General features: G+C 67.6%; 19 protein-coding genes (1 of these 19 cut by a window edge). 9 read left to right on the forward strand and 10 right to left on the reverse strand.

The genetic code is table 11. From position 1 onward, the window contains the following. Positions 1–295: the 3' portion of a DNA-directed RNA polymerase subunit beta' gene (locus tag EI73_RS05220; protein ID WP_034384841.1), read on the forward strand. It extends 4,316 nt beyond the left edge of the window; 295 of the gene's 4,611 nt are visible here — the last part of the coding sequence; the start codon falls outside the window, past its left edge; its stop codon occupies positions 293–295. 82 nt (positions 296–377) lie between these two features. Here EI73_RS05220 and EI73_RS05225 read toward each other — a convergent pair whose 3' ends face one another. Further along, positions 378–890 carry a DUF2721 domain-containing protein gene (locus EI73_RS05225; protein ID WP_034384842.1) on the reverse strand — a complete coding sequence of 171 codons (513 nt, stop codon included), beginning with the start codon at positions 888–890 and terminating at the stop codon, positions 378–380. Positions 891–989: 99 nt separating this feature from the next. Here EI73_RS05225 and rlmN point away from each other — a divergent pair, with 99 nt between their 5' ends. The 5 genes from rlmN (at position 990) to EI73_RS05250 (ending at position 6,229) form a co-directional block, all read left to right on the forward strand. Beyond that, positions 990–2,024, forward strand: a complete 1,035-nt coding sequence (gene rlmN / locus EI73_RS05230) for a 23S rRNA (adenine(2503)-C(2))-methyltransferase RlmN (protein WP_034384844.1) — start codon at positions 990–992, stop codon at positions 2,022–2,024. 198 nt (positions 2,025–2,222) lie between these two features. Next, entirely contained in the window at positions 2,223–3,821 is a 1,599-nt protein-coding gene (locus EI73_RS05235) for a tetratricopeptide repeat protein (protein ID WP_034384845.1), read from the forward strand. After that, positions 3,818–4,921 (forward strand): SPOR domain-containing protein, encoded by a 1,104-nt coding sequence (locus EI73_RS16220; protein ID WP_034384847.1) that lies wholly within the window; start codon positions 3,818–3,820, stop codon positions 4,919–4,921. Before EI73_RS05235 ends, EI73_RS16220 begins: the two co-directional genes overlap by 4 nt. 4 nt (positions 4,922–4,925) lie before the next feature. Continuing rightward, complete coding sequence (locus tag EI73_RS05245; RefSeq protein ID WP_034384848.1) at positions 4,926–5,621, forward strand: redox-sensing transcriptional repressor Rex; 696 nt, start codon at positions 4,926–4,928, stop codon at positions 5,619–5,621. Then, positions 5,618–6,229 (forward strand): hypothetical protein, encoded by a 612-nt coding sequence (locus tag EI73_RS05250; RefSeq protein WP_034384849.1) that lies wholly within the window; start codon positions 5,618–5,620, stop codon positions 6,227–6,229. The genes EI73_RS05245 and EI73_RS05250 overlap by 4 nt, the downstream gene beginning before the upstream one ends. Positions 6,230–6,313: 84 nt before the next feature. On the opposite strand, the gene cpdB is transcribed toward EI73_RS05250, so the two are convergent. From cpdB to EI73_RS05280, 6 genes are all read right to left on the reverse strand, one after another. Next, positions 6,314–8,188 carry a 2',3'-cyclic-nucleotide 2'-phosphodiesterase gene (gene cpdB, locus EI73_RS05255; RefSeq protein ID WP_051935419.1) on the reverse strand — a complete coding sequence of 625 codons (1,875 nt, stop codon included), beginning with the start codon at positions 8,186–8,188 and terminating at the stop codon, positions 6,314–6,316. 44 nt (positions 8,189–8,232) lie between these two features. Continuing rightward, entirely contained in the window at positions 8,233–9,501 is a 1,269-nt protein-coding gene (locus EI73_RS05260) for an alpha-hydroxy-acid oxidizing protein (protein WP_034384852.1), read from the reverse strand. Positions 9,502–9,525: 24 nt separating this feature from the next. Then, positions 9,526–10,185: an FAD-binding oxidoreductase gene (locus tag EI73_RS05265; protein ID WP_034384854.1), complete on the reverse strand. Its 660-nt coding sequence runs from the start codon at positions 10,183–10,185 to the stop codon at positions 9,526–9,528. Continuing rightward, complete coding sequence (locus EI73_RS05270; RefSeq protein WP_034384855.1) at positions 10,172–11,617, reverse strand: FAD-binding oxidoreductase; 1,446 nt, start codon at positions 11,615–11,617, stop codon at positions 10,172–10,174. The genes EI73_RS05265 and EI73_RS05270 overlap by 14 nt, the downstream gene beginning before the upstream one ends. A gap of 91 nt (positions 11,618–11,708) precedes the next feature. Beyond that, the gene (gene glcF, locus EI73_RS05275) at positions 11,709–12,986 is read right to left on the reverse strand and encodes a glycolate oxidase subunit GlcF (protein WP_034384856.1); all 1,278 of its coding nucleotides are present in this window, start codon (positions 12,984–12,986) and stop codon (positions 11,709–11,711) included. An 84-nt stretch (positions 12,987–13,070) separates the two neighbouring features. Continuing rightward, positions 13,071–13,898 (reverse strand): pyruvate, water dikinase regulatory protein, encoded by an 828-nt coding sequence (locus tag EI73_RS05280; protein ID WP_034384858.1) that lies wholly within the window; start codon positions 13,896–13,898, stop codon positions 13,071–13,073. A gap of 216 nt (positions 13,899–14,114) precedes the next feature. Here EI73_RS05280 and EI73_RS05285 point away from each other — a divergent pair, with 216 nt between their 5' ends. Both EI73_RS05285 and EI73_RS05290 read left to right on the forward strand, forming a co-directional pair. Further along, positions 14,115–14,537, forward strand: coding sequence for a four-helix bundle copper-binding protein (locus tag EI73_RS05285; RefSeq protein WP_034384859.1), 423 nt, complete (start codon positions 14,115–14,117; stop codon positions 14,535–14,537). Further along, entirely contained in the window at positions 14,534–15,127 is a 594-nt protein-coding gene (locus tag EI73_RS05290) for a DUF305 domain-containing protein (protein WP_034384860.1), read from the forward strand. Before EI73_RS05285 ends, EI73_RS05290 begins: the two co-directional genes overlap by 4 nt. On the opposite strand, the gene EI73_RS05295 is transcribed toward EI73_RS05290, so the two are convergent. Genes EI73_RS05295 through EI73_RS05305 form a run of 3 tightly spaced genes read right to left on the reverse strand, consistent with a single transcriptional unit; the run spans position 15,069 to position 17,511 of the window. Next, positions 15,069–16,232: a cell wall metabolism sensor histidine kinase WalK gene (locus EI73_RS05295; RefSeq protein WP_081908965.1), complete on the reverse strand. Its 1,164-nt coding sequence runs from the start codon at positions 16,230–16,232 to the stop codon at positions 15,069–15,071. The genes EI73_RS05290 and EI73_RS05295 overlap by 59 nt on opposite strands. A 3-nt stretch (positions 16,233–16,235) precedes the next feature. Then, positions 16,236–16,907, reverse strand: a complete 672-nt coding sequence (locus EI73_RS05300; protein ID WP_034384863.1) for a winged helix-turn-helix domain-containing protein — start codon at positions 16,905–16,907, stop codon at positions 16,236–16,238. A gap of 22 nt (positions 16,908–16,929) precedes the next feature. Continuing rightward, positions 16,930–17,511: a DUF305 domain-containing protein gene (locus tag EI73_RS05305; RefSeq protein WP_034384864.1), complete on the reverse strand. Its 582-nt coding sequence runs from the start codon at positions 17,509–17,511 to the stop codon at positions 16,930–16,932. 158 nt (positions 17,512–17,669) lie between these two features. On the opposite strand from EI73_RS05305, the gene ppsA reads away from it, so the two are divergent. Beyond that, positions 17,670–20,057: a phosphoenolpyruvate synthase gene (ppsA, locus tag EI73_RS05310; protein ID WP_034384866.1), complete on the forward strand. Its 2,388-nt coding sequence runs from the start codon at positions 17,670–17,672 to the stop codon at positions 20,055–20,057. Positions 20,058–20,059 lie beyond the last annotated feature (2 nt).

Consider the following 20,059-nt stretch of genomic DNA (forward strand, 5'->3'; position numbering starts at 1 on the left):
GACCACCAAGAGCTGGCTCTCGGCTGCCTCCTTCCAGCACACCACGCACGTGTTGACGGAAGCCTCCATGCGTGGCCAGGTGGACGAGCTGATCGGCCTGAAGGAGAACGTGATTCTCGGCAAGCTGATCCCCGCCGGGACCGGCCTGAGTGCGGTGCGCGAGATGCAGGTTGCCGACGAGCGCACGCTGGAGAAGTACGGCGAGGCTGTTCCCAGCACGGACGCCGTCACGGGCACGGGGCGCTACGACGACACCCGCCCGGGCAACACGGTTCACCCCAGCTACGGCGACTAAGCCCCCACTGAAAAGAGCCCCCACCTGGCAACGGGTGGGGGCTTTTGGCTTTGGGCTTCCGTGGCGGGGGGCGAACGGCGGCTCAGGACCGCTCCTCGCCGCCGTACAGGCCAGCGTAGTGCTCACCAAGCTGCACCAAAAAGGCCATCTCCTCCTGGGTGGTACGGGCGCTGAGCCGCGTCTCAAAGCTGAGAAGCAGGGCGCCGTAGGCGAGGGCGGTTGCTCCCAGAATCGCCAGGAGGACGGGGGCAGGTCCCGGGGCCGAGCCCAGCAGGGCGGATGCCCCGATGACCAGACTGGTGAGCACCAGCAGCGCCACCGCGAGATAAAAGGCGGTCATGGCCCGCTGGATGATACGCGTGCGGCGGGTGAGGCGCGGCAACTGCCGCATGATCATCCGTTTCTCCTCGCGGGCGAGGGGCGAACGCTGGCCCTCCTCGCCAACAAGCTCCTTGAAACGGGCCGTGAGCTGCCGGACGCGGTCGGTGGCGCGGCCCAGCCGCGTGCTGGTGCTCATCAGCAGAGTACCCGCGCCGCTGATGAGCACGGCGGGCGTGATCATCGCGGCCAGAACGTTGAGGTGGGAGTCCTCCATGCGTCACAGGGTACGGCGTCGGGCAGGGCGTTCAGGACCCTGGCGGGGATCGTGCCCTGCACCTCTCCCCTCCCCCAGCCCAACCGCTAGACTTTTTTGATGCAGCTTCTCCTTGACCTCCACCCTGAAGAATACCCGCTGGAGGGCTTCCGGCGGCGGCAACTGCTGGAGTGGGTGTTCGTGCAGGGGGTCAGCTCCTTTGAGGCCATGACGAACCTCCCGGCCCAGATGCGGGCAGACCTCGCCGCGCGCTACACCCTAAACCCCTTCCGGGAGATCGAGACGGTCCGAAGTGCGGACGGGTCGGTGAAGTATCTCTTTACTCTGCAGGACGGGCGGCAGATGGAAGCGGTCTATATGCCCTACCTCGACCGCAAGACGGTCTGCGTCTCGACGATGGTGGGCTGTCCTGCGCGCTGCGCTTTCTGCGCGACTGGGGCGATGGGCTTTGGGCGCAACCTCACGCCGGGCGAGATCGTCGGGCAGGTGCTCGCGGTCGCGGGTGGCGAGGGGATCGCCCCGCGCGAGATCCGCAACCTGGTCTTTATGGGCATGGGCGAGGCGATGCTGAACTACGCCCAGACCATGAAGGCCGCGCGCATCCTGCTGCACCCCCAGGCCCTGGGCATGAGCAAGCGCCGCGTGACGCTTTCGACCGTGGGCATCGCCCGGGGCATTCGGCAACTCGCGCAGGAGGACGACCTGGGCCTCAAGCTGGCGATCAGCCTGCACGCCCCAGACGAGGAGACGCGGCGGCGCATCATTCCGACGGGCGCGGCCAACTCCATCGAGGAAATTATGGCGGCAGCCCGTGACTACCAGGCGGTCACCGGCCGCCGGGTCACCTTTGAGTACACCATGCTGCGCGGCGTCAACGACCACCTGTGGCAGGCTGAGCGGCTTGCCGACCTGCTGCGTGGCCTGGTCAGCCACGTCAACCTCATTCCCATGAATCCCTGGGAGGGCTCAGACTTCGAGGCGAGCAGCGAGGAGCAGATCCAGGCGTTCTACGACGTGCTGGAAAGCCGCGGTGTGGACGTGAGCGTGCGCCGCTCGCGCGGGAAGGATGCGGGCGCGGCCTGCGGGCAACTGGCATTGAAGCGGCCCGGAGCCGCCCTCGGTGTTCCCGCCTGACATTCCGGTCTGCTGCTCGGTGCCTCCCCATCCCCGGGGGGCACTTCTCGTGTCCAGGTGGATGAGGCGGGGTTTCATACCACCTTGGCCGATGGGGCATGCGAGAATCACAACCACCTCGCGTGCCCGACCCGCGTAAGGGTTAAGAAAGAACCTGATGCTACCCTTGTCACGTTTCCCCGTTCAGGAGGCCCCCCGGTGACCCAACGTAACCTTAAGGTGCTGCTCGGCCTGCTGCTGACCGCTGTGCCCGCCGCCTCCGCGCAGACACTCCTCGACACGTCGGCGGCGACCTCGGTGCAGACCACGTTGCAGGGGGTGGGAACGCCCACCGTGCCGCGCGTGCCCGCCCTGCCCACCACCTCGACCAGTCCCGCAGCCCCAGCCGCGGCTCTCCCCGTCACACCCTTCACCGCGGCGCAGCTCGACACGCTCGCGCAGGCACAGACCGCGCTGCGCAGCGGGCAGCTTGCGCGGGCACAGACGCTCTTCGAGAGCCTGATCGCACAGAACTACCGGCAGCCCGAGCCTCACTTTGGCCTGGGCCTGACGCTGCTCGCGCAGAACAACCTGAAGGGCGCGGCCTTCGAATTCGCCCAACTGGTGGCCCTGGCCCCCGAGCGCCCCGAGGGACCGTACAACCTGGGTGTGATCGCCACCCGCGAGGGCCGCTACGCCGACGCGCTGCGGCTCTACAGCGAGGCCGCGAGTCTGGCCCGCGGCAAGGCGGGCGCGGCCACACAGCGGCAGATTCTGGAAGCCCTGGCGGCCGAGCAGACGCGCGCCGGAGATTTTGCGGGGCTGAGTACGACCCTGGCCGAGATCACCGCCCTTGACCCCAATGACTTGGATGCCCGGTTTCGACGAGCGCAGGCGCAGGTGCTGGCGGGTCAGGGCGTAGCGGCGTTGCCGGACCTGTACGCGGTGCTGGAGCGCCAGCCGAAGCGAGTGGACGCCGCTCTGCTGGTGGCCGATGTCTACCTGGGGCAGGGCCTGCCCGACCGAGCGGCCCGCGAACTGGACGCGGCGGTTGGGCGCGTGACGAACGGCCGTGACCGTGCCCGCCTGCTGCTGCGCAAGGCCGACGTGCTGGCTGCCGCGGGGAACACGCGGGCCGCCGTTCTCGCCGCCCAGGACGCCACGCGGGAAGATAGCCGCAACGCAGCCGCCTACGCCCGGCTGGCTGAACTGCGCCTTGCCCGCCAAGACCGCCAGGGAGCGCTGTCCGCCTATGAACAGGCCGTGGCCCTCGCTCCACAAAACCCAGCGTATCTCACCGGCCTGGCCGCCCTGCGCCTCGCGCTGGGGCAAACGGCGCAGGCCGCGCGAGACGCCGCGCAGGCGCTTCGCCTGAAGCCGGAGGCGAGCACCCTCGCCCGCGCACGGTTTGTGCAGGGCGTTGCCGCATATCGGCAGGGCCAGTATGGTGCTGCCCGCACTGCCCTGCGGGCGAGCGTGGCGGCCCTTCCCAGCGCCGAAGCCTACCTGTGGCTGGGCCTGAGTGCGTACGCCCAAAAGGACTATGCCGGAGCGGCGGGCGCCCTGAGCACCAGCGTGAAGCTGGACCCCACCCCCACGGCGCGGCAAAACCTTGCGGCGGCCCTGCTTGCCGGCGCCCGCTACGCCGAGGCTGAGGCGATTCTGCGCGGTTTGGTGAGCGACCAGCCCAAGAACGGCGAGGCGTGGTACCTGTTGGGCCTGACGCAACGCGCCCAAGCCCGGGAGTCGGACGCGCGTGAGTCGCTCAAGCGGGCGGCCAACCTCGGACACGCGGGCGCGAAAGGAGCGCTGAAATGAGCCGCGCCGATGCACGGCCCCGCCGCTGGCCGGACCTGTTGATCGGCCTGCTGGTGCTGCTGCTGCTCGCAGGTTTTGGACTGCTGCTGCTGGAACAGCGTCCCGAGCGGGTCGCCCAGGCCCCTACCTCCCCGGTGGTCGCCGCCGAAGACGCGCCGGTGATCCCCAGCGCCCCCGGCACGGACCTCGGTGAAACAGAGGAGCCCGTCACGCCGTCCCCCGCGCCCGACACCAGCCGCGCCGCCGAAGACGCGGCGGGGCTTTCCTCTCCTCCCGAGGAGGCGGCCTCGCCCGCCCCGGCCACACCTTCGCAGCCCCAGGAGAGGAACACGGCAACGGCCACTTCCTCACCCACGGCCCGCCCTGAGGGCGCCGAGGTCCCGGTCGTGCCCGCCGAGCCCATCCCCGCTGCGCCGCCCGCACCTTCCCCACCCACCGTCACGCTGACCACGCCTCCGGCAAATCCTGGGGCCCTGGACACAGCTGCCGGAGCGCCGGGGGCAGCCACTCCCCGCGCGGGCGGCGCGGTGCCCACCAGCGAGCAGCGCACGCCGCTGCGCAGTGACTACCGCATCAGCCTGGGCACCTTCAGTTCCGAAGCCCTGGCCCAAAACAACACGGCAAGCGTCCGGAACCTGGGATACACGGTCTACCCCATCGATCTGGGGGATCAGGTGGTTGCGCAGGTTGGGCCCTTCGCGGACGAGGCGACGGCCCGGCAGGCACTCGCCGATATTCAGCGGGCATATCCCCAGGCGGTCCTGTACCCGCCGCGTGGTCGTCGTCTCACGGAGGCAACCGCCACGGAAGACACAGGGGGCGAACGCACGGAGACGGCCCCATCCGAGGACACCTCTTCTGCTTCTGCCGGCGTGCCGGCGCCCAGCGAGCCGGTGTACCTCCAGGTCGGCGCGTTCGACCGCGTGGAAAGCGCCCAGCGCATGGTTGGTATGCTGCGCGAACAGGGCTACACCCCGACGGTCAACGCCCCGGAAGGCAAAAAGGTGACCGTATTGATCGGCCCCTTCAGCGGCGACGCTCTGCTCAAGGCTGAGGAGAATCTCGACGCAAACGGCTTCGATCACTTCCGGGTCCGGTGACCGCATGACGGGCATTCCCACGGCGACAATCAGCCGCCTCGTGACGTACCTGCGTATCCTCGAAGGGCTGGAGGCGCAGGACGTCAGCCGCACCAGCAGCAATGACCTCGCCGAGCGCGCGGGGGTCACCGCCTTTCAGGTTCGCAAGGATCTCGCCTACTTCGGGCGCTTTGGCACCCGCGGCATGGGCTACACCGTGCCTGTTCTCAAGCGCGAACTGCTGCGCGTCCTGGGCCTGAACCAAACCTGGAACGTCGTGATTGTGGGCATGGGCCGTCTGGGGCAGGCCATCGCCAACTACCCCGGCGCGAGTGACTACCAGTTTCAGTACGTCGGCCTGTTCGACGTTAGCCCCGAGATCGTCGGTCAGCGCGTGCGTGGCCTGACGGTGGCGCATGTGGAGACCCTGCGCGACTTTACCCGCAGCACTCGGGTGGACATGGGCTTTTTGGCAGTGCCGCCCGAACGCGCGCAGGACGCCGCGCAGAGCCTTGCGGACGCAGGGATTCGCGGCATTCTCAATTTCGCTCCCACCGTGATTCAGCCGCGCCTGCTGGAGCGCTCTGGCCAGCAAGAAATCAGTGACGAGTGGCGTGCTGTGATTGTGGAGAATGTGGATTTTCTAGCGGGGATGAAGCGCCTCGCCTTTTACATCCTCAATCCCCACCTGAAGACGGTCGAACCGGAGGAGAACGAATGAAGAAACTGGCCTGTCTACCCCTCGTCCTTGGTCTGGTCCTCAGTGCCTGCGGAAACGCACCGGGACAGCTTTTCGGCAACCGGGTGTCGGTAGGGGTGGCGGTCGATGACTCGGGGTCAACGGAAACCGCGACGAAGACGGTCACGCCCGCCACAGAAACCGCACCCGCAAAGGTCACCTGGACGATCACGCCGGGCAATGGCGTCACCTTTACCTTCATGACCCGTCCCGGCTCGGACGCGGTGTACCTCAAGGGATACCGCATCCTCAAGAAAACCGTCTCTACGGTCAGCGGCACGACCACGCAGGAGAACCTGGGTGACGTCAACAAGCTGAACCTGTACCTGACCTCCGGGTACAGTTGTGCTGCCCGGACGGCTCTCAATTCCTGCCCGCCCCAGGCCAGCGACACGCTGCCCGCCAACGGGGTTCCCGCCCAGTACACCCTCTCCCTGGAAGGTGGTCTGGGAAACCTGGCCCGCGCAACCGACGGTAATGTGACGCAGGTCACTTCTATCGAGTTCTACGGCACCAGCAGCAACGGGCAGCCGGTGACGATCCAGGCAGACGGCATTGTGAGTCAGGGACTGCGCCTGGGTGACGAGTGAAGCACCGGAGCTGAGCTTTCGGTCAAAAGCAGGGGGGCGGTGGAAGCCACGTGGCCGACACCGCCCCCGGTCCTGCGGTCTCCTTTAGAACTTGATCAGGTACTCCGCAAACCCGTCGTCGCGCGTCCGCAGCAGCGACGCTCCGGCGGGCAGATTCTTCTGCGCGTTCGGGCTGCTCACATACAGCAGGGTCACGCCGGGGATGGGCGTAAGCTTCCAGTTGCCATCGGCTGTCGGGTTGACCGTCTTCTCGTCCTGGAAGTACTTGATGATCGCCTGGCGGGTTTCGTCAGGAGCCTCAAGAACGATGTTTTTACCGTTCAGTCCGGGGAAGGCGCCGCCGCCCGAGGCGCGGTAATTGTTGGTGGCGACCACAAACTGCTGCTGGGGATCGATGGGCTTGCCCTGGTACATCAGATTCTTGATGCGGCGGGCTTCTGGGTTGACGAGCTTGCCGCTGCGGTCGTAGCGGGCGGGTTGGGTCACGTCTATCTCGTAGGTGACGCCGTCGATGACGTCGAAATTGTAGGTGGGGAAGCTCTCGTCAACCAGGGCCTGGGGTTCAGTTTTGGTTGGATCGATCTGTCTGAACTGCCCGGCACTGCGCTCCAGCCATTCCTGTACCTGAGCGCCGGTGACAAGCACCGCCTGCACCGTGTTGGGGTAGACGTACAGGTCCGCGACATTCTTGATGGCGAGCGTTCCAGCCGGAATGTCGGTGTAGTAGCTGGCCCCGGCGCGGCCCCCGGCCTTGAAGGGCGCGGCAGCGGACAGCACCGGCAGATCCTTGTACTGGGTGTTGGCCAGCGCAGCCTTGACGTAGGCGGCTTGTGCGTTGCTGACGAGCTGCACGCTGGGGTCGTCCTGCACGAGCGCCCAGTAGGAGGTGATGGGGGCACTGAGATCCGCCACTTTGCCGCGCACGTAGGCCAGAGTGCCCTCGTGGGCCTGCTGCACGGCCCGGGCCACGCTCGGGTCAGGCGTGACCAGGCTCTTTTTGGCCGCCTTGTCCCAGATGGGCCGCAGGCTTCCCTGTGCGTCGACGACGCTCCAACGCTGAGCAGCGCGGTCGTACTTCAGTTGGAGATCCGCCACACCGAGGGTATTGCCCCAAAAGCCGGGCATCAGCACAACCTTGCCGTTGATGGTGCCCTTTTGCAGGTTGACGCCGGGTACATCCTTGTAGGCGGTGCCAGGAAACTCCAGGTGGCTATGCCCGGTGAGCACCACGTCAATACCGTCTACACGAGTCAGCTCGGCACCCGCCTGCTCCGCTCCGGGAGTGTACTCCCCCTGGTTGATGCCGGTGTGGGCCAGGGCCACGATGAGGTCCGCCCCCTGGGCCTTCATCTGCGGCACGAATTTGCGCGCAGCCTCCACAATGTCCATCACCTGCACCTTGCCTTCAAGGTGGGCTCGGTCCCAGTTCAGGATCTGCGGGGGCGTGAAGCCGATCACACCGACATTGAGCACATACGGACGGCCCGTTTCGTCATAGACGATCTTGCGCTGCACGACATAGGGCGTGTAGCGGTTGCTGCCGTCGGGGTTGAGCACGTTGGCGTTCACGTAGGGCATGGGCGCCGCGTCCAACACCCGCTCCAGGTAGTCCAGACCGTAGTTGAATTCGTGGTTGCCCAGCGTCGCCGCGTCGTACTTCAGCGTACGCATGGCCTGGTGCATGGGGTGCATCTGGCCCTCTTTGAGAGGCTGCACCCGCGCCGCGAAGTCGCCGAGAGGATTTCCCTGAATGAGGTCGCCATTGTCAAACAGCAGGGTGTTGCGCCTCTCGGCACGGGCCTGCTTGATCAGGGTGGCCGTGTACTCCAGTCCGAATTCGCCGGTCGGCTTGTCCTGGTAGTAGTCGTACCCCAGGGCCGAGGTGTGAAGATCGGAGGTTTCAAGAATGCGCAGGTTCACGGTCTGCGCCCCCGCCGCCCCCAGCAGCAGGGCAGCCATCAAGGCAAGTTGCTTGTGCACGCCTCGCAGAATAGCCGGGTTTGTCAGGGTTGTGTAGACGGGGCCAGCTGCCCCGGTCCCAGATCGCGCGCCGCCCCCACCCCCAAGAGGCCCAGGGTGAGGTCAAACTCGGCAAGCACGTTCCCGATGACTTCGCGCACCCCCCGTTCCCCTGCCAGCGCCAGGCCGTAGACGTAGGGCCGTCCCAGCAGCACTGCCCGCGCGCCCAGGGCGAGGGCTTTGGCCACGTCCGAGCCGGTGCGAACACCGCTGTCAAGGAGCACGGGGAGGTCTCCTGCCGCCGCGACCACGCCGGGCAGGGCGTCCAGCGTCCCGACCTCGCCGTCGATCTGCCGGCCGCCGTGGTTACTCACGATCAGGCCATCGACGCCCCGGCGAACAGCCTCACGCGCGTCCTCGGGGTGGAGGATGCCCTTGAGGAGGATGGGGAGGCGCGTCCACTCGCGCAGGCGGCTGACGTCGTCCCAGCCCAGGTCGGGGCGCGTGTAGGTGGCGGTGAAGCGGGCGGCAGCTGCGCGCATCTGCTCTAGGCTGAGGCCGAACAGACGGCCCTTGGCGGCGAGCTCGGCCCCGGCGCGCAGCAGGGCCGGTGTGCGCCGGGGCTGCACGGCAGGCGCCGGAAGAGGCGCAGCGAGGCGCGAGCGAAACACCGGATCGCTGAGGTACTGCGCGAGACCCTGGCCACGCAGAAAAGGAAGGCTCCCCAGGTCGAGGTCACGCGGGCGCCAGCCCAGCAGCGTCGTATCGAGCGTGAGCACGATGGCCGCCGCGCCGCAGGCTTCGGCCCGGCGCACAAAGGAACGGGTCACCTCGTCGTCCGTGCCCCAGTAGAGCTGAAAGAGGCGGGGCGAATCGCCCATCGCCGCCGCGCAAGCCTCCATGGGCACCGAAGCCTGCGAGGAAAAGATGAAGGGGACGCCCTCTGCGGCCGCCGCGCGCGCCACCGCGAGGTCAGCCTGCGGGTGCGCCGCCTCCAGCACGCCGATGGGCGCGAGGAGAAGGGGGCTTTTGAGCGTCTGCCCCAGCAGGTCGACGCTGAGGTCACGTTCGCGCGTGCCGCACAGACGGCGCGGCAGCAACCGCACCCGCTCAAAGGCGGCGAGGTTGGCCCGTAGGGTGCGCTCCGCTCCTGCTCCCCCCGCGATGTAGGCGAAGTCAGCGGCCCTGAGTTTGGCCTTCGCCGCCGCCTGAAGCCGCTCGGGCGAGACAGGCACGGCGGGCCGCTCGCCCCCCAGGCCACGCACGTACACCTCCGTCTGGCGCGTTCGCCCCGGCCCAGTGATGGTGGTCATGGCTCAGCATAGACCGCGGAGCGTTCAGAGGGTGTCCGCCAGCCGGGCAAACAGTGGGGGAACCGGGGGGGGGCCTGCACCGTTGACCCAGCCAAAGCGCAGGTCACGCAGGGAGGCGCTTTCGGCTACGCCCATTCCGTTTGGAAAGCGGGAGGTGAGATCAAGCGGTTCAGTCACCTCCTGCGCCTGGGGCAGCGCGGCCAGCGCCCGCTTCACCTCGCGCGCGTGGCCAAAGTGCAGGAGGTGCACGTTGTCGCCGTCCTGCCAGGCAAAGCGGGCCGTGGGGTGCCCCAGAGCGGCGAGGGAACCGGGAGCCACCACATGCCGCAGGTCGGGACCCGGGCGCAGCCTGAGGGTGACCTCCAGGGCTTCTCCCAGCCGCCCAAAGGAACCGACGAAGAGCCGGGTCAGGTCGTAGCCCTGCACGTTTTTCACCGTGCGTCCACCCGCCCGGATCACCCGGCCCGAGGGCGAACGGAAGGTCACGCCCAGCACCTCCGCAGCGAAAAAGAAGGTCTGGGCAAAGCCGCCGCGTGCCACAAGACCGCCGATGCCCCCCGGCAGCTCCACCGGGGGAAAGGGCGGGTAAAGCCCGGCGGGAAGGGCCCGGTACACCTCCAGCAGGCTGGTATCGCTCCTCACGGTGATGGTCTGGTCACCGGGAGAGAGGTCAAGGATGGGCATGGGGCTCTCCTTCCTCATCCGGCAGCACCTTGCCTGGATTAAGCGCCCCCGCCGGGTCCAGCGCCCGCTTCACGTCTCGGAACGCGGCCAGGGTGAGCGGGTCGACCGCCTCGCGCATAAAGGGCCGCTTCATGGTGCCGATGCCGTGTTCACCGCTGAGAACGCCACCATGACGAATGGCGACGAGGGCAATCCGGTGCGCGAGGTCATGCACCGCCTCCGGGGACTCGCGCCGGGGATCAAAGAGAATGTTGGGGTGCAGGTTACCGTCCCCGATGTGCCCGAACTGCACCAGCGGTAGGCCGGAAGCGTCCCCCAGCGCCCGAATCTCGCGCACCACCTCCGCGAGGGCCGAGCGCGGGACCACGATGTCCTCGTTCATGCGCTGCGGGCGAATACGCCCCAGGGCCGGGCTGACGCTGCGCCGGGCCTGCCACAGCGCGGCGCTCTCGGCGTCACTAACCGCGCGGCGCACCGTTCCTCCCGCCTCCAGGCAGGCCGCTTCCACCAGCGCCCGTTCCTCCTCGACGGTGTCCAGATCGTCGCCGTCGGTATCGACCAGGAGCAGCGCTCCCGCCTCACGCGGCAGGCCGAGCCGAAGAAAGTCTTCCACGGCATTCACGCAAGCCTGATCCATGAATTCAAGCTTGGCCGGCACCGCACCGGTGGCAATTGCCCGGCTGACCGCCTGCGCGCAGGCCCCGACGTCCGCAAAGCTGGCCATCAGGGTCCGGGTAAACTGGGGCGGCGGGGTCAGGCGCAACGAAGCCTCGGTGATCAGGCCCAGCGTCCCCTCCGAGCCGATCAGCAGACCAGCCAGGTCGTAGGCCTCACGGGTGAGCTCATGCACCTCGCCCTCGGCGTCCACCCACTCCAGCGCCCGGACGTAGTCGCCACTCACCCCGTACTTGAAGCACAGCGGGCCGCCCGCATTCTCCCCCAGGTTGCCGCCGATGGTGCTCGTGCGAAAGCTGGCGGGGTCGGGCGGATAGATCAGGCCAAAGGGCCTGGCCCGCTCCGTGACCGCCAGCGTCACCACGCCCGCCTGAGCCCGCGCCTCACGCCGTTCGGGAAAAATCTCCAGGCGGGTCATGCGGGTAAAGGAGACGACCACGCTCGGTTGAGCGGGCGCCGCCCCCCCCGAAAGCCCGCTTGCCGCCCCACGGCCCACGATGGGCACCCCGGCGGCCCGCGCTGCCCGCACCGCCGTCACCACGTCCGCCGTGGACTCGGGCAGCACCACGCAAAGCGGCGTCGCCCCGAACTGAATGGCGTCGTAGCGGTAGTTGAGGCGCTCGGAGAGGCGGGAAAGCACCTTGTGCGGGCCGAGCCGGCGGGTGAGTTCGGTCGCCAGGGCGTTGTCCGGCGTGCTCGCCGAGCGGGGCAGGGGGGCGGAAGAACCGGGAAAAAGGGCTGTCTTGCGGGGGGTCATAGGTCTCCTGCCGCTTCCGTGCGTGGGCCAGGGTGAGGGGTCAGGAGAGCAGGAAGGGTGAACGGCCCTCCACCCTTCCACTGATCCCGCTTCACAGTTCCCCCCGGTAGGCCAGATCAAGCACCTCCACCGTGTGGAGCACGGGGACCCGGCTCCCCGCTCGGCGCACGTGGCTTTGAATCTGCGTGTGGCAGCCGATGTTGCCGCTGGCGATCAGGTCGGGCCTGGTGGAGAGAATGTTTCTGGCCTTGCGCACGCCAAGGCTGTTGGCCAGCTCGGGCTGCTCGAGGTTATAGGTGCCCGCCGAGCCGCAGCACAGGTCACCTTCGGGCACCTCGGCCACCGTCACGCCGGGAATGGCCCGCAGGAGTTCACGGGGGGCAGCACGCACGCCCTGGGCATGGGCGAGGTGGCAGGCGTCGTGGTAGGCGACGGTGAGGGGACGGGAGGCGGGCAAGAAGGGTTCCAGCTCACCCGCCCGCAGCAACCCCGCCAGGAACTCGCTGATGTCCTGCACCTTGGCGGCCAGGGCACGCGCCCGGGCCTCATCGGGCAGACCGTGCAGCACCGCCGGGTATTCCTTGAGGCCTGCGCCGCAGCCCGCCGCGTTGGAGAGAATCGCGTCGTAGTCGTCGGGATGAAAGGCGGCCAGGTTCTGGCGGACCAGCCGCAGGGCCTCATCTCGAGCACCGGTGTGGAGGGCGGCGGCTCCGCAGCAGCCCTGCCCTTCGGGAATCACCACCTCGATGCCGTTGCGGGCCAGCACGCGCAAGGTCGCCGCATTGAAGTTGGGGGCAAGGGCCTGCTGGGCGCATCCAGCGAGAAAAGCCACCCGGCCCCGGCGCGGGCCCCGCGCACGGGTCACCTGGGGCAGCGGCTGCATGGCCGGGACCTGCTCGGGCAGCAGGTCGAGGGGTGCCCGCAGCGCGGCGGGCAGCACGGGCGCCAGGGGCTTGGTGTGCTGCCCCACCCGCGCGGCCAGGCTGAAGACCTTGGGCGCGGGGAGAATCTTGAGGATGGCGGCCCGCTTGGCACGGTCCAGGGGCGAACGCTGGCGCCGCGGCTCGCTCCAGCCGCGGAAGGCCGTGATGAGTTCACCGTAGGGCACGCCGCTGGGACAGGCCGTCACGCAGCCCTGACAGCCCAAGCAGCGGTCGAGGTGTGGGGCGGCGTCCGCGAGGGGCAGGCTGCCTTCGAGCACCTCCTTCATCAGGACGATGCGTCCGCGCGGGCTGTCCATCTCGTCGCCCAGCAGGGCGTAGGTCGGGCAGGCGGGCAGACAAAAGCCACAGTGCACGCAGGCGTCTACCGCGTGCGCCATCACCTCACCCTGCGGTCCGATCATCTGCACGGGAATCTCATTGTTCACGGCCCTGCTCTCCTCGCGACAGCCCTCACGCGGGATAGGATAGGGGGGCCAGACCAAAGGCACAGGAACTTATGTATGCAGCGCCTACTCGCGCCGCAGCTGTGCGACGATGCCCGCCGCGATCTCTTCCACGCTGGCACTCGTCGTGTCGCGCACCGGGAGCCCAGCTCGGGCGAAGAGGCGCTCGGCCTGCCGCACCTCGTACTCACACTGCTCGAGACTCGCGTAGCGGCTGCCCGGCTTGCGCTGGGTGCGGATGGCGTGCAGCCGCCGCGGATCTATGGTGAGGCCGTGCAGTTTGCTGCGGTAGGGTTCGAGGGGAATCGGGAGCCCCTCGCGCTCAAAGTCGTCTTCGGCCAGGGGGTAGTTGCTCGCCTTGAGGCTGTATTGCAGGGCCAGAAACAGGCTCGTCGGCGTTTTGCCGGCGCGGCTGACGCCCACCAGAATCACGTCAGCCAGCCCGTACTGGCGGTTCCCCAAGCCGTCATCGGTCGCCAGGGCAAAGTCCAGGGCATCCATACGGGCGACGTAGCTCGTCTGGTCATGCATGTCGTGGTAGCGGCCTACGCTGCGGGCGGCGCGGACACCAAACTCCTCCTCTAGGGCGGCGAGCCCGGGACCCAACAGGTCAAACACGCGGGCGGGAGTGGCTTCCAGCTCACGCAGCACAGCAGGATCAGTGATGGTGGTAAAGATCAGGGGCCGCTCACCCCGCTCGGCCAGGGCCCTCACCTCCCGCGCGACGCCCCGCGCCGCCTCCACCGTGGCCACAAAGGGCCGCTGAAGGTACCGCAGGGGCTGGCCGGGAAAGTGAGCGAGGAGGGCACGCGCCGTATTCTCGGCGGTGAGACCCGTATGGTCCGAGACGATAAGGACCGGCTGCGAAGGAGAAGCGGGGCGCGGGGCAGTCATGCCTCAGAGTGACACGCGCAAGCCCGCCAAACTTCCTCCCTCTGGCTGCGGCGCTGCCTTGAGGCTCCCTTGAGGCTTGCCGGAGCTTTACACAAGCTGAACACGGCGCCTCCTACGATGACGAGGCAAGGTCATTCGCCCCTGTGGCGCTCAGCTAGGCCGCGACGTACTCGGCGCGACCCCTCTGAACGCCCTCATGCCACCAGGAGCCTCGCCATGTCGCAGAACACCCGAGAAATGCTGCAAACGCATCCCAATCCTGCCAGCGTGTTTGACCTCAACGCCCTGGCCGAGTGCATCGAGGCCTGCTTTGCGTGTGCCCAGACCTGCGCTTCCTGCGCTGACGCCTGCCTGGGCGAGCGCGAACACCTGATGCACCTCGTTCACTGCATCCGCCTCAACCTCGACTGCGCCGACGTGTGCGGGACAACGGGTCGCGTGCTGTCGCGGCTGACGCAGCCTGACCAGAATGTGCTGCGGGCTCAGCTTCAGGCGTGCGTGGCCGCCTGCCGGGCCTGCGGGGACGAGTGCGAACGGCATGCGCGCGACATGAACATGGAACACTGCGCGGTCTGTGCGGAAAGCTGCCGCCGCTGCGAACAAGCCTGCCAGAACCTGCTGGGGAGTGTGGCGGCATGAAGAACGTCCTGCTGAGCCTGACCCTGCTGGCGCTGCCGGTGAGTGCTGCACAGGCGGGCGGGAGTGGGCCGATGCCCATGGCCATGCAGATGGACATGCACGCCCGGATGCAGCCGGTGATGAATCAGCTTCGGAGCCTCTCCGGCACCGCCTTTGACCGGGCGTTTTTCTCGGCGATGATTCCGCACCATGCCTCGGCCATCGAGATGAGCCGCGCCGCCCTGCCGAGGCTGCGTGATCCCCTGGTGCGAGCGTGGGCGCAAAGCATCATCGACAGTCAGCAGAAAGAGATCGCGGAGATGCAGGCCGAACTGCAACGCTTCGGCGGCCCGAGCCTTGCCCTGATGAACCTGATGCGGCAGGCGATGTCCGGCATGCCCCCGATGATGCAGATGATGGCCCACACGCAGAATCCCGATGCCGTCTTTCTGGAGATGATGATTCCCCACCATGCGGGCGCGAATGAGATGTCCAACCTCGCCCTCCAGCGGTCGAACGACGAGCATGTACTGAGCCTGGCGCAGCAGATCATCATGACCCAGGCCGACGAGATGCACGATTTTCAGGACTGGTTGCGAACGCACCGCTGAGTGTGCCCGGCTCTGGAGCGCCCGCCAGGGGTAGGGTAAAGACAAAAGTGCTCCCCTTTCCCAGCGTCGAGCTCGCCGTGAGTGTTCCTCCCATGCCTTCCACCAGCCCCCGCGCGATGGTGAGGCCCACACCGCTGCCGCCGTCGGTTCGGGAACGGGCCGGGTCGCCGCGGTAGAAGCGCTCGAAGATACGGCCCAGGTGTTCGGGCGCGATGCCGCTCCCGGTGTCGACTACAGTGAACTGGACGGCTGTGCCTGCCAGGCCAGCACCGATTTGGACGCGCCCACCTTCTGGCGTATATCGCAGGGCGTTCGACAGCAGGTTGGCGAGCACCTGTGAGGCCCGCTCGAAATCGGCCCGCACGTCGGGAAGGCCAAGCGTGAGCGTCACCTCCAGCGTCACGCCCTTGTCGGCGTAAGCGCCCTCGAACCGCTCGCGTGCCGCTGCCAGCAGCCTGCCGGGAGGAAAGATACTGGGATGCAGTTCGACCGCGCCCGCCTCCACCCGCGAGACCAGGCTGAGGTCACGCACCAGGCGTTCCATGGCCCCCACCTCACGGACGATGGAACGCGCCGCGTGCTCTGGGGACATGACCCCGTCGGTCATGGCATCCGCGTACCCCCGCAGGGCGGCCAAGGGCGCACGAAGCTCGTGGGCGACATTCCCGATCAGCTCCACTCGGCCCTGCTCGACCCGTTCCAGGGCACCGGCCATCGTGTTGAAGTTACGCGCCAGGTCCGCCAGTTCGTCGCGGCCCTCCTCGGGAAGCCGCCGGGCATACCTCCCACTCGCGAGGGCACGGCTCCCCTCACTCAGCAGGTGAACGCTGCGAACCACCCGCCGGGAAGACAGCAGGGCAGTGCCCGCCGCGACCAGGATCGCCAGCGGCAGGGAAGCGAGCAAAGCCCGCGTCAGCGTCTGCCGCATCCCGTGTTCGAGGTCGGGCCGCAGCTCGGCCCCCTCCGGACCGATCAGCCGGACCATCTGCTCGACGTGGCTGCGATAGAAGGCGGGGGCAATCCATTCTGCCGAGAGAACGAGGCCACACACTGCCAGCCCGATCACCAGCAGGTGCGAGAGCAGCAGCCGGGGAAAAAAGCGCATGGCCTAGTCTTCCGCATCCCGAAAGCGGTAGCCGACTCCACGAACGGTTTCGATAAAGCGCGGCGCTTCTGCAGAATCCGCCAGCTTCTTGCGTAGCCCGGTGATATGCACGTCAACCACCCGCTCGGTGCCGGGAAAGTCGCCTCCCCAGACCCGTTCGAGCAGGCGTTCGCGCGTCCAGGCCAAACCGGGATGCTGCGCGAGGGTCGTCAGCAGGTCGTACTCCAGCCTGGAGAGGTCGAGCGGTTGCCCGTCCAGACGGGCGCTGCGGGCGCGCAGATCGAGGTGCAGGCCGCCACTCGTCACCGTCTCCCGCACCCCGGCACGGCGCAGCAGGGCACGCACGCGGGCCACCACCTCGCGGGGACTAAAGGGCTTGACCACGTAGTCATCTAGACCGGCGTCCAGGCCGCGCAACTTGTCCTCCTCTTCGCCCCGAGCCGTCAGCATCAGGATGGGCAGGTCCAGGCGAGCGGCGCGGGCCTCACGGGCCAGGACCATCCCAGAGGTGCCCGGCAGCATCCAGTCGAGAATGGCGAGATCGGCACGGGGGAGAAGGGCACGTGCCCGCGTTCCATCCACCGCCTCCAGCACGGTATGGCCCTCGGCCGTGAGGTAGGCACGCAGGATTTCGAGAATGGCGGGATCGTCATCCACAAGCAGGATCTGGGGCATTCCACCTCCGGGCGGTGACGGGTCAGCGCAGCAGGGACAGCCTGAACTCGTACATCTCCTGCGCCTGGGCACGAACAATGTCACGCGCGAGCTTGAGGATGCTGGGGCTCTGGGACTTTTGCAAGGCGAGGTTCGCCATAGCAACAGCGGAGGCGTGGTGGGGCAGCATCCCCTGCACAAAGGCTAGGTCCTTGTTGCTGGCCTGCTTCACCCGCTCCACCATCCCGCCCATCATGGTCTTCATCATTCCGGCCATCTGGGTGTCCACGCCGCCGTAGCTTTGGAGCAGCGTGGTCATCTGGGCAATCTCGCGGTTCTGGTCCCGGATGATGGCGCTCGCCCAGGCTTTCACCTGAGCGTCCTTGGTGCCAAGCACGGCCTGACTCATGGCAACCGCCGCCTGGTGGTGCGGGATCATCATGGAGAGAAAGGCGCGGTCGAACGCCCTGCCGCTGAGCCTATTCAGGGCCTCCAGGTCCATGGTCATCGCGGTTTGAGAACGGGCGCTCGGCGTGGTGTGATTCATCCCGCCGTGATTCATCTGGGCAAGGGCGGGCGTGGTCAGGACGCTGAGGGCCAGCGTGGTCAGGAACGTCTTGTGCATGTCGTTCACCTCGCGGCTGAGGCTACGAGCGCGCTGTTAAGTTCCCGTAAAGAGGGGGGGCAGACGGCAGGAGGCCGCCGGAGTAAGCTGGGGAGGCTTCAGCACACGAACCCCCGCCGCTTCCACTCGGCAAAAGCCCATCAGAACGGAGACAACGCATGGAGATGATTCGCTGGTTCCAGACACTAAGGATGACGGACGTGGAGCTTGTGGGGGGCAAAAACGCCTCGATCGGCGAGATGATCCAGGGCCTCGCCGGGGCCGGGGTGCGGGTGCCGGGAGGCTTTGCGACGACTGCTGGCGCCTTCCGCGCCTTTCTTGCGCATAACCGCATCGAGGAAAAGATCAACGCCCGGCTCGCGGCACTCGATGTGAACGACGTGGTCGCCCTTGCCGCTGCTGGCCGCGAGATTCGCGGGTGGGTGGAGCAGGGCGAACTCCCCAGCGCCCTGGAAGGAGCGATTCGCGACGCCTACGCACGGATGACGCAGGAGGCAGGTGGCAGCGAGCCGGACGTGGCGGTGCGTTCCAGCGCGACCGCCGAGGACTTGCCGGAAGCGAGCTTCGCCGGGCAGCAGGAAACCTTTCTCAACGTGCGCGGCGCCGAGGCTGTGCTGCACCATGTTCGCCTGGTCTTTGCCTCCCTGTACAACGACCGAGCGATCTCCTACCGCGTCCACCACGGCTTTAGGCATGCAGAAGTCGCGCTGTCGGCGGGCGTGCAGCGCATGGTCCGCACTGATCTGGGCGTGAGCGGGGTGGCCTTTACCCTCGATACCGAGAGCGGGTACCGGGACGCGGTGCTTGTGACGGCAGCCTACGGGCTGGGCGAGCTCATCGTGCAGGGGGCGGTCAACCCCGACGAGTACTTCGTGTACAAACCTGCCCTCAAGGCCGGAAAGCGCGCGGTGCTGCGCCGCACGCTGGGAAGCAAGGCCCGCAGGATGGTGTATGCCGAGGGGGGCGGCGTCTTGGCGGTCGATGTGCCGCAGGAGGAACGCCGCCGCTTCTGCCTCTCGGACGAGGACCTCACCGAACTCGCTCGCCAGTGCGTGGCCATCGAGGAGCACTATGGCCGCCCGATGGACATCGAGTGGGGGAAAGACGGGCGCGACGGACACATCTACATCCTGCAGGCGCGGCCCGAGACGGTGCAGAGCCGCGCCGGGCGCACCCTGGAACGCTTCGAACTCCAGGGTCGGGGCGAGGTGCTCGTCGAGGGCCGCGCGGTGGGAAGCCGTATCGGCGCAGGAACCGTGCGGGTGGTGCGCGACCCCGCCGAGATGAACCAGGTGCAGGACGGAGACATCCTGGTGGCCGACATGACCGACCCCGACTGGGAACCGGTGATGAAGCGCGCGGCCGCCATCGTGACCAACCGCGGCGGCCGCACCTGCCACGCGGCGATCATCGCCCGCGAGCTGGGGATTCCGGCGGTGGTGGGCACCGGGAACGCCACCCGTGAACTCAGGAGCGGGCAAACCGTCACCGTGAGCTGCGCAGAAGGCGATACCGGCTACGTGTACGCGGGCAAGCTTCCCTACCGAGTCAGCCGCATCGAGCTGGACGCGATGCCGGAAGTCGGCATGAAGATCATGATGAATGTCGCCTCGCCCGACCGCGCCTTCTCCTTTGCGGCGCTCCCCAACGAGGGCGTGGGGCTGGCCCGGGTGGAGTTCATCATCTCCAACGTGATCGGCATTCACCCCCGCGCGCTGCTCGACTACCCGAATGTCCCCGAGGACGTGCGGGCGCAGATCGAGGAAAAGACGGCGGGGTACCCCTCACCGCGCGACTTCTTTCGCGAGAAGTTGAGTGAGGGCATAGCGAGCATCGCGGCAGCCTTTGCGCCCAAGCCGGTGATCGTGCGCCTCAGCGACTTCAAGAGTAACGAGTACGCGCACCTGATCGGCGGCTCTGCCTACGAGCCGCAGGAAGAGAATCCCATGATCGGCTTTCGGGGGGCTTCCCGCTACCGCTCCGCCGACTTTGCCGCCGCCTTCGCGCTGGAGTGCGGGGCGATTCGGGAAGTGCGAGAGGAGATGGGCCTCACCAACGTCCAGGTGATGATTCCCTTCGTCCGCACCGTCGGCGAGGCCAGAACCATCATCGAGATTCTGGAGAAAAACGGCCTGAAGCGCGGCGAGGCCGTGTCGGAAGGGGATGAAGGCCTCAAGGTCATCATGATGTGCGAGGTGCCGTCAAACGCGATTCTGGCCGACCAGTTCCTCGAACACTTCGACGGCTTCTCCATCGGCAGCAACGACCTGACGCAGCTCACGCTGGCACTCGACCGTGACTCCGGGCTGGTCGCCGACCTCTTCGACGAGCAGAACGAGGCGGTGCTCGCCCTGATGAGTCAGGCGATCCGGGCGGCCAAGCGTGCGGGCAAGTACGTGGGCATCTGCGGGCAGGGGCCTTCGGACCATCCCGCCCTCGCCCAGTGGCTGATGGAGCAGGGGATCGACTCGGTGAGCCTCAACCCCGACTCGGTGCTCTCGACCTGGCTCCATCTCGCCGGGGAGCGGGAGGCCGCGCGGGTCTAGCG

The sequence above is a fragment of the Deinococcus sp. YIM 77859 genome (genome assembly GCF_000745175.1).
Classification (GTDB): Bacteria; Deinococcota; Deinococci; order Deinococcales; family Deinococcaceae; genus Deinococcus.